Genomic DNA, 12,363 nt, shown 5'->3' with positions numbered 1-12,363 from the left:
CGTCGGTCGAGATCCTCGTAATCGAGAGTCCGATCCGGGTTCCGCCGGAAGAAGGCGTACCCGTCCTCCCAAGGCACGCCGCCGCGCAGGCAGAAAGCCGTCCGATCTGGTGCGATACCGTGCGCGAAGTCCATCAGCGAAGCCTCAGAGCCGCCGCTGCCATGCAACAGCACCAGGGGTGGGATACGGTACGACGCTGAGTTGATCTGCTTGAAGTAGAAGCCGGCCGCTTCAGCCATTCCTATCGACCGCATCCTTGGGTGCCGTCCCGTAGCGCGTGGTCTCCACGTCTGCAAAGGGGTCAAAACCCGCGCAGTGGAAGATCGTGGCAACCACCCTGCCCGCTCGGCTTAGGCACGAGGTTGGGGGATTATCGTGCCCAAGGGGCAGGGAGGGGGCGGTTGCCATGGAATTGCGCCGCCGGCACACTCAGAGTGGCCGGAACAGCGCCGCAAGGGCATGCGCCGGGTCGGCCGGAGTGAGGGAGAAAAGGTGGGGACTCTGGTGCGGACAGGGGTGGCATCGCGGATCTGTCAGCGCTCGCGCCCAACCTGGCGACGTGGGATGAAGGCTGGGTTCTGCTTACGCCGCCTTGAGAATGGCGAGCGCAGTGGTAGCGCGACGGAGATGAAGCACGCGACGGCGGTTGGCGGGAAGAGGCTGGTTGTGGCGGGTGCAGGGGCGGAGGAAATCGCGAAGCTCGTCGTAGCTTCGACAGAACCGCTCGGCAGAGGCGAAGCTCTTGAAGCCCCGCATACATCGTATGCGCCCTTTCGCGCCCCGGTGGTCCTGCTCAAGTCCGTTGTTTTTGTACGCGCTGGTCCGGTGCGCGACGCGCCGGCCGAGCGTCGATCGGATCGCACGTGGGTAGGAGCCGTGGCCGTCCGTGGTGACGCGCTCGGGGGTGATCCCGGTTGCGGCCTTGGCCGAGCGGAAGAAGGCTTGGGCTGCAGCCATGTCGCGGTGCTCGCTCAGCATGGTGTCGACGAGATTGCCGTCCCGATCGATCGCCCGGTACAGGTAACACCATCGGCCCCGAACCTTCAGGTACGTCTCATCCACGTGCCAGTGGCGGCGGCCGGCGCCACTCCTGCCCCGTCGACGACAACGGAGTTCGTCGGCCAGGATCGGCGCGAGCTTTGCCTCCCACCCCCGTACCGCTTCGTAGCTGAAGATGATGCCGCGGGTCAGGAACATCTCACTGAGATCCCGTAGAGTAAGCCGGTAGCGCAGGCGCCACAGCGCCACGACGTCGCTCGGGTACTGCGCCCGGTTCAGCAGGCCGGCACTGCGCTCGTTGAACTGTTTGCCGCAGTCGCGGCAGCGGAACCTGCGGTAGCCTTGGGCGGTGCGGTCCGGCCGCTCAGTGACCTCCGCCGAACCGCAGTCCACGCACTCCATCTCAGGCCCCCAGCCGCCCACCAACCCGCCGGGAGCCTATCAACGCCTGCCCCAGCTCGCCAGCCCAGGCACTCCTGGCGCGAGCTCTGACAGATCCGCGTGTCGAGCACCAACTCACTCGCCGCTTCCAACACTGCCATGCCCAATCCTTTGCCCAGTTTTCCCCCACAGGCCGGCCAAAGCGGCGCATTTCACCGGATGGGGCGCGCAGGGAATTGCCCATATGGGGACGATCGTTCACCAGCCCCAGTGCCGTGGCTGGCCTCGTTCCCGCCCAGACAACATCACGGCCCTGCGGAGCAGGCACGGCTCGATGTGTCGGACGGCGTAGGGTCTCCACGCCGGTCAACGCCGCAAGCCGTTGAGCAGACGTGCGGGGCGAGGGTTCAGTGGACGCCTTTATCTGCAAGCAAGAGGGCTCACGGCGTCACCCGCAAGCCGGCTTAACCGAGCTCCTGCCGGCGACTCGATCAGGTGTAGACACCATAGTGAAGGCGGACGAGCAGGAGCTTGACCTGCTGGCGACCCGCTACCGTGCCAAGCAGGTCAATGGGGCGGCTCCGATCGAGCGCCATAGCGGGCCGCATGAGCCATTCGGCGGCAGCCTCTCTCGAACCGAAGACGTCTGCGGCTTGCCTCAAGATGTCGCCGGCCAGGCGCTCTACACGAGCAAACTGACAAGCTCCATCGCGCCGGGCGGCAGCATCCAGCGCTGCGACAGCTTCTAGATGCCGGCGCTCCTCATCTGACGCGCTCACCTCCGCTCTCCTCCATCGTCCATGCCCGCGCGCGCGGCCTCCAGCACCCGCCGTACCCCCTCGATCTCGCCGCCGAGCAGAAGATCAAGAGGCGAGCTGCCGTCCAGACGCGCGTTCGTCGTTCTGAGCCAAGCGGCGCGCGATCGCGGATCCCGCAGCCCCCACAGAAGGAGCGCATTCAATCCGAACAGCAGGCCGAGGCGCTCCAGGAGCGGAAGGGAGAACGGCAGCAGCGTGGCGCCGCCCGGCCTCGGGTAGGTCGCCCAGACCTTCACCTGCTCCGGCGTTGGTTGACCAAGGAGCGCCAGGGTCTCGCCCATACCGAACCCCCAGGCTTGAGCGAGGCTGTGCCACTCCCCGCTCGAGTGGAACAAGAGCCACGAGTAAAGGGCCTCCTTAAACAGTTCCTGGGCGCGCGCCTGAGGCAAAGCGGCGAGGCGTGCGCGCAAACCGTCGGCCGCGCCGCTGAAGGGGTGGGGCTCCTTGGGAAAACGGCGGGTCGCGCCCTCGCGCAGGATCGCCCTGCGCCTCGCAAAGAACATCTCGCCCCAGGCTTGCGCGTCCATGCCTTGCTGCTGACCGTGCACCCAGAAGCCCATCACGGCTTGCTGGACCGGCTCCCCACCCGGAGAGCGCGGCAAGAGACCAGTGGTACGGTCAAGGCGCACCACTCCTTCCCAGAGAGTACCGCCGGTGTCGTCGAGGACGCGGAGCTCGTCCCCGTCCTCCAGGGGATGGAGGCTGTGGTAAGCTGGCAGGCCAGGATCCTCGAGCGACCAGACCACTCCCTCTGTGCCGGTCTCATAGAATGGATCGAGGAAGCCTCGGATTTCGACGGCTTCCTGCTGGCCAGTGGTGAGCTTGGGCGCTCCTGAGCGGGCCGGACCTCGGGACGGCGGCCCGGTCACACGTCAGCCCCGTAGCGAATACGCGTGAGCAGGAGTTCCACCCGCCCGCGGCCCACGGCCGTACCGAGCAGGTCGATTGGACGGTCGTGGCCAAGCGCGACAGCGGGCCGCATGAGCCATTCCGCAGCGCCCTCCCTCGATCCGAGATCGTCGGTCGCTTGCGCCAGGATGGTGCCGTTCAGACGCTCCACGTAGGACAACACTCGATCCTGGTTCTGCCGCCGTTCCAGGTCCAGCTTCTCGACGGCTGCGCGATGCTGGCGCTGCTCATCAGAAGCCCTCTCGTCCGCGTGCAAACCGTCGAGAGAAGTGCGGGCGACCTCCAGCACCCGGTATATCTCCTCCATCCCACCGCCGAGCAGGAGATCGATGGGGGAGCCGCCGTCCAGCCGCGCGTTCGCCGCATCGAGCCAAGCGGCGCGCGACGCGACGTCCGGCAAGCCCCAAAGCAGGGCAGCGTTCAATCCATACAGCAGTCCGAGGCGCTCAAAGAGCGGCAGGAAGAACGACGGCAGCGTGTCCGCGCCTTGACATATATAGTTCGCGCATGCCGTCACCTGCTCCGGGCTGGTGTTGGCGAGAAGCAGCATCGTCTCAAGCTGTTCGAGCCCCCAGGCCTGGGCCAGGCTGCGCCAATCATCATCGATATGAAACCAGAACCACGGGTCGAGGGCATGCCTGAACAGCTTCTCGGCCTGCACCTGAGGGAGCGCGGCGAGACGCGCGCGTAAGCCCTCGACAGGGCCGCTGAACGGGTGCGGGCTCCTGTCCCAGGGGTTGGGCGGGCCCCGGCGCAGAATGGCCCTTCGGCTCTCATCAAACATCCGGCGCCACGCCTCTGGGTCCACGCCCACCTGCATGCCGTGGAGCCAGTCGCCTAACGCATCCTCCTCGTACAGATCCCCTTCAGTGGGGCGGGCCGGCCGGCTGGCGAGGTGGTCAAACTTCACTAGGCCTTCCCAGATAATACAGCCACTGTCGTCGAGGATGCGGAGCTCGTCTCCGCCCTCCAGGGGGCAGAGGTCCTCGCCGTCCGGTAGACCGGGATCACGGAGCGACCAGATCACGCCCTCGGTCTCTGGCTCGAAGATTTCCACAAGGAAGCCTCGGATCTCCATTGCTGACTGCCCCCTGCCGGTTTGCATGGTCACACGCGACCGCCCTTACGCAACCGTGGTGTGCTGCTGAACCCGGCGAGTTCAGTACAGCCAGTAACCCATATTCGGTTTTAGGGAGATGGTGCAATCCGATTATCGGTTCCATCTCACTTCGATAGGTCAGCCCAAATGCCGCGCACGCGGTGGTCGCCCCGTTCGACGAAGCTCCGTGAACTGCTTCGCGACCGACGCCTCGCCCTCGGCCTTCTGCAAGGGGAGTTGGCTGAGCGCCTGGGTCAGCCCCAGAGCTTCGTCTCCAAGGTGGAGCAAGGGGAGCGACGCCTCGACCTTGAGGAGGTGCTGGACTACGCCGCTGCCCTCAAGCTCGACCCCCATGAGATCGTCGCGGCCGTTCTCAAGGTCCCCGCTAGCCGGCAGAGCGGGCGAAAGGGCTGAAGGAGCCCGAGGGCTCCTTCAGCCCGCCCGGCTACCGCGCTCCCGCTGGGTAGGAGGGATCGGTTGGATTACTCCAATCGGCTGCAAGGTCTCTCAAGGCTGACCAGAGCGGCCAGTCCTCGGGCTGCTCGGGTAAGCCCCTCTCATCGACCGTCACCAGCGTCATGAGCACGGCCGACTTAGCGCGGCGAGTGGCAGCGGTGGTCGCCGGCAGGCGGCACAGCTGGTCGATGAGCTGGTGGCGGCGTTGCACCAGCTCCACCTGCCGGGCGTGGTGCCGCCCGGCTGCGCCCAGGTCTCCCATGCTCTCCGCCTCCTGCTCAAGGGCGGCAGCTTTGTCCGTCTCGCGCTGTAGCAGCAGCACGAGAGAGCAGAGGGCAGTGAGCCTGTCCTCGCGGCTTCCGCGGTGCGGAGCGGGGGTATCGGTTGGGCTCATGCCGCAGCCTCCGCCCGAGCAGGGCAAGGCAGGCCATTGACCAGTAACGGGCACTGATTCCTTGTCCAGCCCGGCCGTGAGGGGCCGCTGGGTCCGCTTGCACCGATGTCCGAGAAAACGTGGGGGGGCACTCCTGGCAATTGCCAGGCGCACTTCTTTATCTTCATTCGATGGGTGGCCTTCAGATGCGCCAGCGGCGGGTGCCGGGCCGGCCCACGGACCGGACCCGGCACCCGCTCGCGGCGCGCGAAGCCACCCCAGGGAACTTCCTCCCTCGCTCCTCTGTCGAGCGGCCGGAAATAAAAGCTGACTGCTTTCATCGGGATGAACTCGGCCAAGAACGGGTAAGCTTCAGCGCGGCCCTCTTCAGAGGCGTCGCGGGTATGAGGCGGCTCCCGACGGGACAGGATGCGGCTGCCGGAGCACGTTGGCACGTGATGCCGATCCGAAGCCGGCAGCTGATTGCAGGATGAAGTCGTCCACTCCGATGCGGATTCAGCACCTCTGCGGGGCGGGAGCCGCTGCTCGGCCGCAGGGCCGGGCCTGGGTTGCTATTCTTGCTGGAGAGAACGAGGCGCCCGGACGCCAGCCGAGAGACTGTCGGTGCGACGGCTTCGAGAGATCGTGTGGCTGAAGGATGAGGCGGGCGCCTCCGATTGGCTATTCCGACGGATGCCAACCGGCCAGCGCCGCCCGGAAGGGCGAGCACAGCGGCCGAGACGGGCTGTTGCACTGCTCTGCCGTGCCAGGTCTGCCCGCGACCAACAACGACGTCAAAGAGCCGTTCGGGTCCCAGCACGCCCACGAGTGGCGAGCCGCAGGACGCAAGCTGGCTTGGCAAGCGGCCGTGCAGCGTGGCGAGATTCGCCCCACACCCACTTCCGCAGCAACCCGCACGCCTGCCTGGCGGAACCGCAGCAAGGCGCCCGCCAGCAATCTTTGCAGCTTAGCCGCTTTGCGGCGTGCCTGTTGCTTGCGGCTCAACGCTTTAACCCATTCCCGCTCTCACCAGTGTGTGGGCAGCGAAAGGTCTCCTCTTTTACGAACATGAAGATGGACGAGGTCGATTTCAGGATAGCTGAGCCGGGACAGCAGCGCCGCCATTGCCTGTGCCTCCCGTCCCTTGTCGTACCGTACATCTCCCTCGCCCGTGCCGCTGGCGTGACCAAGAAGGTAGTTGAGGCGAAGCAGGTCGGAGTGGTCGTGCAGCTGTTCGCGTAGGCGCGTGGCGACGTTGTGGCGGAACGCGTGCGCGCCAACACCCTCGCGGAACACACCTATATCGCGGCGGTACTCGACGAACCACCGTGTGATCCGGGCACCTCGCTTACTGTCGGCGCCCTGTGGCTCGAGATCGGGGAAGAGCGGGTCCGCGGGGCAGGGAGCGGCCTTCGCGACGTATTCTAGCAACCCGAGCCGGATGAGTTCCGGATGGAGGGGGATGGTGCGCTTGGCGCTGTGGTTCTTCAGGCGCCGATGCTCCGTCGTCAGCCCGAGCTGCCAGACGCCGGCGTCGTGCGTGACATCCTTGCGCCGCAGATCGGCGACCTCCTCGAGCCGTGTGCCCTGGAAGACGCAGAGGAGCGGGATCCAGAACCGCGCGTCGCGGGTGATCTCCGTCCCCGGTGCGGATCGCCGGGCAGGATCCCGGCCCGTCCAAACTGCGGACGAAAACAGGCGGCCGAGCTCTTCATCAGTCCACTGATCGCGCGCCTCGCGGGCGTCACCCAGCGCGAAGTCGTGCTCCCCGATGATGTTGTTGCGCTCAGTCAAAGTAAGATGGCCGCGATCTACTGCCAGCTTGAAGAAGACCGAGAGGGCGGAGAGATGGCGTTTGACCGTCTTGTCCGCCAGCCGTGGTGCGCCCGCTGCTTCGGCGCGCGCGATGAGCTCCTCGACGGAAAGCTGCCTGTCCTTCGGCGACTTTCCGTAGCTGGAGGGGAGGCGGCGCAAGGTGTCGAGGAACCTGGTGATGTCCTGGCGCCTGTAGTCCCTTGCGCGGCGGTCACCGAGAATGTCGAAGAAGAGGCGTAGGGTTGTCCGCTCCTGCGCGATACCTTGATGACGGATCTTCTCGCGGTTCCGCTTCTCGAAGAACGCCTCAGTGAGAGAGGCCAGTGACTCGGTGGGACCCAGGGCCGTGGCTGCGGGCGGTGCGAGTGAGGGTCGATCGGGAGGTGTTGGCGCTGCCTCCGGTTCGGGGGGCGCGGTAACCGGGGGGAGGGGATCAGGGGCGCCTGACCCTGCCACCAAGTCTGATGCCCGGCCGGTGAGAGGGCTAGTGCGGAGATGAACGGCAAAAAGGGACCGGTCCTGCTCCGGCCCAGTGCCATAATGGCCAGTCTCCCGCACAGCCTCCACGCGGAACACGTCCTCTAGCACCCGCAGCCCGACACGCTCGAGAACGGGCCTGATCTGCGGCGTGACCTCAAGGCCAGCGGAGGCCGCGACGATGTCCACCATCCCGCGGGACAGGGCGTGGTCATTCGTCGTCAGCGCGCGCCTCGCCATCATGGCGCAGCCAAGCGCGGCCTGGGACCGGTGCAGGGATGCTGCAAGGGCGCTGCGGCGCGTGGGCCGTTCGGGCGGAGGGGCCGACCGAAGGGCAGCGAGCAGCGGCGCCGCGAGTTCCCGAGGAAGATGGATCGGACCACCGTCGCGGCCGGCGGGGGCCGCTTGGGCGGCCGTGTCATCGTCGTCCTCGGACGAGGGCGCCTCCGCTGCGCTGATGAAGGCAAGGATCCTCTCAGCGAGTGCCGGGTCGAGCGTCGCCTCGACCTCGCCACCGGTCGGTAGGATCGGGTCCGGGGCGCGGCGGGCACGTGCCGCCTCCAACTCGCCCTGCAGGTGGTCGCGGGCAAGGCCGGCGAACTGGGCGGCTGTGATCGTCGCGGGGGCATTCATAACGACCGTCCTCTCGAGCAGCGCGTCCAGCTGCCGGGCCCGGGCGAGGGCGGTTCGACGGTCGCGCGTCCGCAACGATAGACGAGCGATCTGGAATTTGCCTGCAGCGCTGGTGCCTCGCACCAGTGCGGCCGGAAGGCGGCGCCGCCAGTACCAGACCCCGGCACGGACGGTGACGTGGGCTGGGACGAATTGAGAAGCGTACCGCCGAGGAGGAGCGGATCCTGGAACGGTCTGCGCCGTTGTGTCCCAGTGATGTGTCACAGTTGAGGGTCTCGCCGCCTGGGGTGGGCGCGATCACCAACTCTCGCTGTTAAATCAAATCTTTACGGCCAAGTGGCTGGGGAACCTGGATTCGAACCAAGACTGCCCGAGTCAGAGTCGGGAGTTCTACCGTTAAACTATTCCCCAACGGCAGGCGCCGCGCCCTATACCGCCGCTCGATGCGCCCCGCAACCCCATCCGCGCGTTCTTCCGGCTCGGCCTCCCAGCGGACCCGGACGGGAGGCACGCGCCCGCGCCAGGGCCGTCCAGGGTGACCTCCAGCGCCCGGCTGCGCGTGCCACGATCGTAGACCGGCCGCTCGTCGAACCGCGCGCCGCATCCCAATCGCTTCGCCGACGAGCTGCGCAACGGCCTCCCGGAGGTCGGCCCCAGGCGTGACCGGCACGCTCCACTCCGCCGAGCCCAGCATGGCGAAGCCCGCCGCCTGGCGTGCTCTGCCCGGGGCCACCGGAAGGGGCGCTGTCGTGGGCAAACAGGCCGGTGCTGCCTTTTGCCCACCTGATCGGCCAAGCCGCTTGAGGCTCGGCTAAAGCGCCCGACGCCTTGGGAAGCAAGGGCCAGCCGTCACCCTTCCTTGCAGGCCGTGGAATCCGCCCTTGCCCACCCCTATCTAACCGTAGAAGATTGTGAATCCAGTATCATGCAGACCCGGAATGCCACTCATCTCCCGGGCGGCTGGCGGAGGGAGGTTCCCCCGGCATCCTCCCACCGCGCCGGACCCCACGCCCCGCCGGGCGCGCCGCTCTTTGCTGCCCTGGATCTCGGCACTAACAATTGCCGCCTCCTCGTTGCCAGCCCCTCCGGCCCGAGCGGCTTCCGGGTGCTCGACAGCTTCAGCCGCATTATCCGCCTCGGCGAGGGGTTGAGCTCCACGGGTGCCCTCTCCGACGCCGCCATGAACCGGGCGGAGGCGGCGCTGGAAGCCTGCGGCCAGAAAATCGCCCGACGCCCGATCCAGGTCGTCAACGCGGTCGCGACCGAGGCCTGCCGCCGCGCCACCAACGGCCTCAACTTCATCCGCCGCGCCGAGCGCGCCCTCGGCGCCCCCATCCGCGTCATCCCCGCGCGGGAGGAGGCGGAGTTGGCCATGGAGTCCTGCACCCCTCTCCTGCGGGAGAGGGACCGCCGCGCCCTCCTCTTTGACATCGGGGGCGGCTCCACCGAGGTTGCCTGGGTCCGTACCGACGGCCCGGACCTGCCTTGCCTCATCGGCACCATCTCGGTCCCGCTCGGCGTCGTGACGCTGGTCGAGCGCGACGGCGCCGCGTGCTTCTCCGCCGATGGGTTCGACCGGGTGGTGCAGGAAGTCGCGGCGAAGTTCGAGGCTTTCGACGGCGTCCACCGCATCCGCCAGGAGATGCGCGCCGGCGGCGTGCGCCTGATGGGAACCTCGGGCACCGTCACCACCCTCGCCGGCATCGCCCTCGACCTGCCCCGCTACAACCGCGCGGCCGTGGACGGGCACGAACTGGAGATGGGCTGCGCCGACAGGGCGCTGGAGGCGCTGCGCGCCATGGGGCGCGACGGCCTCGCCGCCCATCCCTGCATCGGGCCGGAGAGGGTCGATTTCGTCCTGCCCGGCTGCGCCATCTACGCCGCCATCCGCCAGGTATGGCCGGCGGCCAGCATCACCGTCTGCGATCGCGGCCTGCGGGAGGGCCTTCTCCTCCGCGCCATGCGCGCACGACGTAAGAACCGACGCAGCGGCTGACCGCCGGCCAACGAACCCCGAGGAACCACCCGTGACCGACTCCCGAGGGCCGGGCGGCCAGCGCAGCATGACCACCCGGCTGCGCACCGCCAAGGGCCGCACGACCGCCAGCCAGAAGTGGCTCGAGCGGCAGCTCAACGACCCCTATGTGAAGGCTGCCAAGGCCGCGGGCTGGCGCTCCCGCGCCGCCTTCAAGATCATCGAGCTGGACGAGCGCTTCAAGCTCTTCCACCCCGCGCAGCGCGTTGTGGACCTCGGCGCCGCCCCCGGCGGCTGGACCCAGGTGGCGCTCCGCCGGATCGGGGACCGCGGCAAGGTCGTGGCCCTCGATATCCTCCCGATGGAGCCGATCAGCGGCGCCATCATCCTCCAGGGCGACTTTCAGGAGGAGGCGACGGAGCGCGCCGTGCTTGAGGCCCTGGACGGCCAGGCGGACCTCGTGATGTCCGACATCGCCCCCAACACCACCGGCCACAACGCGACCGACCACCTGCGCATCCTCGCCCTGGTGGAACTGGCGGCGGACTTCGCGCGCCGGGTCCTCTCCCCCGGCGGCGCCTTCGTGGCCAAGGTCTTCCAGGGCGGCACGGAGCGCGACCTGCTTGCCGGCCTGAAGCGCGACTATGCCAGCGTCCGCCACGCCAAGCCCCCGGCCAGCCGCAAGGACAGCGCTGAGATGTATGTCGTCGCCCAGGGTTTCCGCGGCGGAGCCGGGTAGGGCAGGGGCCGGCCTTGGCGAACCCCTGCCCGCGCCGGGGATCAGCGTCTCGCACCAGTCATGCGCCCGGCCTTGCGGCGCGACCCCCGGAGCGCGTAGGAGGGATCGCCAAGGCAGCGCCGCCCCGTCCCGAGAGGCCCCCGCCAATGGCACCCGATAGCACCCCGCCCCGTTTCCTCGCCCGTCTTGAGGAGGCCTACGCCTTCGACGACGTGCTGCTCGTGCCCGCCTACTCGAAGGTGTTGCCGGGGGGGACCGATACCCGCACGCGGATCACGCGGGAAATCGCGCTGAACATCCCTCTCATCGCCGCGGCGATGGACACCGTGACCGAGGGGCCGATGGCCATCGCCATGGCCCAGCACGGCGGCATCGGGGTGATCCACAAGAACCTGACTATTGCCGAGCAGGCCGCCCAGGTCCGCCGCGTAAAGAAGTTCGAGAGCGGCATGGTGGTGAACCCCGTCACCATCCAGCCCGACCAGACCCTGGCCGATGTCCGTGCCTTGCAGGAGCAGCACCGCATCAGCGGCATCCCCGTGGTGGAGCGCGACACGGGGCGCCTCGTCGGCATCGTCACCTCCCGCGACGTGCGCTTCGCGACCGACCCCAACCAGCGCGTCTACGAGCTGATGACGCGGGAGAACCTCGTCACCGTTCCGGTCGACGTGACGCCGGAGCAGGCGCGGGCCCTCTTGCACAAGCACCGCATCGAGAAGCTGCTGGTGGTGGACGAGCGGGGCCGCTGCGTCGGCCTCATCACCGTCAAGGACATGGACAAGGCCCAGGCCAACCCGAACGCGGTGAAGGACGGGCTCGGGCGCCTGCGCGTTGCCGCCGCCACCGGCACCGGGGAGGACGGCATTCTCCGGGCCGAGGCACTGGTGCAGGCCGAGGTGGACGTGGTGGTGGTCGATACCGCCCATGGCCACTCGGCGGGCGTGCTGAAGTCGGTCGAGGCGATTAAGCGGATGTCGAACTCCGTCCAGATCATCGCCGGCAACGTCGCCACCCCCGAGGCCGTGGAGGCGCTGATCGAGGCCGGGGCAGACGCGGTGAAGATCGGCATCGGCCCCGGCTCCATCTGCACCACCCGGATCGTGGCGGGCGTCGGCGTGCCGCAGCTCACCGCCGTGATGGAGTGCGCGGCGGCCGCGCGGGAGAAGGACGTGCCGGCCATCGCCGATGGGGGAATCCGCACTTCCGGCGACGTGGCGAAGGCGATCGCCGCGGGCGCCGACTGCGTGATGATGGGCAGCCTCTTCGCCGGCACCGACGAGGCGCCGGGCGAGGTCTTCCTCTACCAGGGCCGCTCCTACAAGTCGTATCGCGGCATGGGCAGCCTCGGCGCCATGGCCCGCGGCTCGGCCGACCGCTACTTCCAGGCGGATGTGCAGGACCAGCTGAAGCTCGTGCCCGAGGGGATCGAGGGGCGCATCGGCTACAAGGGCCCGGTCGGCAACGTCATCCACCAACTCGTCGGCGGCCTGCGCTCGGCCATGGGCTACACGGGCAACGCGACGATTACCGAGATGCAGTCGAACTGCCGCTTCCGCCGCATCACGGGCGCCGGCCTGCGCGAGAGCCACGTCCACGACGTCGCCATCACGCGGGAGGCGCCGAACTACCGGCAGGAGGGGTGAAGCCCCGGCCCCCGACCCCGCCGCGGGGGAGGGGGCCCTGACCGGG

The 12,363-nt window shown here is 68.1% G+C and carries 11 protein-coding genes, 1 tRNA gene and 2 pseudogenes; 5 read left to right on the top strand and 9 right to left on the bottom strand.

The window, feature by feature from the left end:
* From BO39_RS19500 to BO39_RS19485, 4 genes and pseudogenes are all read right to left on the bottom strand, one after another.
* A pseudogene (locus BO39_RS19500) lies at nucleotides 1–239 on the bottom strand (hypothetical protein); the annotation flags it as partial.
* A 343-nt stretch (nucleotides 240–582) separates the two neighbouring features.
* A complete protein-coding gene (locus BO39_RS19495) occupies nucleotides 583–1,392 on the bottom strand; it encodes an IS6 family transposase (RefSeq protein ID WP_211257487.1) in 810 nt (269 codons plus the stop codon).
* A 479-nt stretch (nucleotides 1,393–1,871) separates the two neighbouring features.
* Nucleotides 1,872–1,976 (bottom strand): antitoxin Xre/MbcA/ParS toxin-binding domain-containing protein, encoded by a 105-nt coding sequence (locus BO39_RS35240; RefSeq protein WP_245615272.1) that lies wholly within the window; start codon nucleotides 1,974–1,976, stop codon nucleotides 1,872–1,874.
* 179 nt (nucleotides 1,977–2,155) lie between these two features.
* Nucleotides 2,156–2,758: an MbcA/ParS/Xre antitoxin family protein gene (locus BO39_RS19485; RefSeq protein ID WP_043836535.1), complete on the bottom strand. Its 603-nt coding sequence runs from the start codon at nucleotides 2,756–2,758 to the stop codon at nucleotides 2,156–2,158.
* 6 nt (nucleotides 2,759–2,764) lie between these two features.
* Between BO39_RS19485 and BO39_RS19480 the strand changes: the two genes are divergently transcribed.
* The gene (locus BO39_RS19480) at nucleotides 2,765–3,034 is read left to right on the top strand and encodes a hypothetical protein (RefSeq protein WP_043836533.1); all 270 of its coding nucleotides are present in this window, start codon (nucleotides 2,765–2,767) and stop codon (nucleotides 3,032–3,034) included.
* Nucleotides 3,035–3,063: 29 nt separating this feature from the next.
* On the opposite strand, the gene BO39_RS34485 is transcribed toward BO39_RS19480, so the two are convergent.
* A complete protein-coding gene (locus tag BO39_RS34485) occupies nucleotides 3,064–4,185 on the bottom strand; it encodes an MbcA/ParS/Xre antitoxin family protein (RefSeq protein WP_245615271.1) in 1,122 nt (373 codons plus the stop codon).
* Nucleotides 4,186–4,353: 168 nt separating this feature from the next.
* Between BO39_RS34485 and BO39_RS19470 the strand changes: the two genes are divergently transcribed.
* Nucleotides 4,354–4,620, top strand: coding sequence for a helix-turn-helix domain-containing protein (locus BO39_RS19470; RefSeq protein WP_043836531.1), 267 nt, complete (start codon nucleotides 4,354–4,356; stop codon nucleotides 4,618–4,620).
* 31 nt (nucleotides 4,621–4,651) lie between these two features.
* Here BO39_RS19470 and BO39_RS19465 read toward each other — a convergent pair whose 3' ends face one another.
* The 4 genes and pseudogenes from BO39_RS19465 to BO39_RS19455 form a co-directional block, all read right to left on the bottom strand.
* Nucleotides 4,652–5,056 carry a hypothetical protein gene (locus tag BO39_RS19465; RefSeq protein ID WP_043836529.1) on the bottom strand — a complete coding sequence of 135 codons (405 nt, stop codon included), beginning with the start codon at nucleotides 5,054–5,056 and terminating at the stop codon, nucleotides 4,652–4,654.
* Nucleotides 5,057–6,061: 1,005 nt separating this feature from the next.
* On the bottom strand, nucleotides 6,062–7,960 hold the full coding sequence (locus BO39_RS19460; RefSeq protein ID WP_043836527.1) for a tyrosine-type recombinase/integrase: 1,899 nt from the start codon (nucleotides 7,958–7,960) through the stop codon (nucleotides 6,062–6,064).
* Nucleotides 7,961–7,981: 21 nt separating this feature from the next.
* Nucleotides 7,982–8,224, bottom strand: a pseudogene (locus BO39_RS35235) (DUF6538 domain-containing protein); the annotation flags it as partial.
* A gap of 73 nt (nucleotides 8,225–8,297) precedes the next feature.
* A tRNA-Gln gene (locus tag BO39_RS19455) sits at nucleotides 8,298–8,371 on the bottom strand.
* Between the two features lie 514 nt (nucleotides 8,372–8,885).
* On the opposite strand from BO39_RS19455, the gene BO39_RS19450 reads away from it, so the two are divergent.
* The 3 genes from BO39_RS19450 (at nucleotide 8,886) to guaB (ending at nucleotide 12,317) form a co-directional block, all read left to right on the top strand.
* The gene (locus BO39_RS19450) at nucleotides 8,886–9,956 is read left to right on the top strand and encodes a Ppx/GppA phosphatase family protein (protein WP_084698261.1); all 1,071 of its coding nucleotides are present in this window, start codon (nucleotides 8,886–8,888) and stop codon (nucleotides 9,954–9,956) included.
* A 67-nt stretch (nucleotides 9,957–10,023) separates the two neighbouring features.
* Nucleotides 10,024–10,674 (top strand): RlmE family RNA methyltransferase, encoded by a 651-nt coding sequence (locus BO39_RS19445; protein WP_084698264.1) that lies wholly within the window; start codon nucleotides 10,024–10,026, stop codon nucleotides 10,672–10,674.
* Nucleotides 10,675–10,820: 146 nt separating this feature from the next.
* Nucleotides 10,821–12,317 (top strand): IMP dehydrogenase, encoded by a 1,497-nt coding sequence (gene guaB / locus BO39_RS19440; RefSeq protein WP_043836523.1) that lies wholly within the window; start codon nucleotides 10,821–10,823, stop codon nucleotides 12,315–12,317.
* The last annotated feature ends 46 nt before the right edge of the window (nucleotides 12,318–12,363 follow it).

The sequence above is a fragment of the Roseomonas aerilata DSM 19363 genome, assembly GCF_000711725.1.
GTDB lineage: Bacteria > Pseudomonadota > Alphaproteobacteria > Acetobacterales > Acetobacteraceae > Roseomonas > Roseomonas aerilata.
This window is presented reverse-complemented; position numbering and strand designations above follow the sequence as displayed.

What these genes read in the sequence shown, in the direction of transcription:
- BO39_RS35240 (WP_245615272.1), bottom strand. Translation starts at nt 1,976, where the DNA reads ATGGCGCTCGATCGGAGCCGCCCCATTGACCTGCTTGGCACGGTAGCG.
- BO39_RS19485 (WP_043836535.1), bottom strand. Translation starts at nt 2,758, where the DNA reads ATGGGCTTCTGGGTGCACGGTCAGCAGCAAGGCATGGACGCGCAAGCC.
- BO39_RS34485 (WP_245615271.1), bottom strand. Translation starts at nt 4,185, where the DNA reads ATGGAGATCCGAGGCTTCCTTGTGGAAATCTTCGAGCCAGAGACCGAG.
- BO39_RS19470 (WP_043836531.1), top strand. Translation starts at nt 4,354, where the DNA reads ATGCCGCGCACGCGGTGGTCGCCCCGTTCGACGAAGCTCCGTGAACTG.
- BO39_RS19465 (WP_043836529.1), bottom strand. Translation starts at nt 5,056, where the DNA reads ATGAGCCCAACCGATACCCCCGCTCCGCACCGCGGAAGCCGCGAGGAC.
- BO39_RS19460 (WP_043836527.1), bottom strand. Translation starts at nt 7,960, where the DNA reads ATGAATGCCCCCGCGACGATCACAGCCGCCCAGTTCGCCGGCCTTGCC.
- BO39_RS19450 (WP_084698261.1), top strand. Translation starts at nt 8,886, where the DNA reads ATGCAGACCCGGAATGCCACTCATCTCCCGGGCGGCTGGCGGAGGGAG.
- BO39_RS19445 (WP_084698264.1), top strand. Translation starts at nt 10,024, where the DNA reads ATGACCACCCGGCTGCGCACCGCCAAGGGCCGCACGACCGCCAGCCAG.
- guaB (WP_043836523.1), top strand. Translation starts at nt 10,821, where the DNA reads ATGGCACCCGATAGCACCCCGCCCCGTTTCCTCGCCCGTCTTGAGGAG.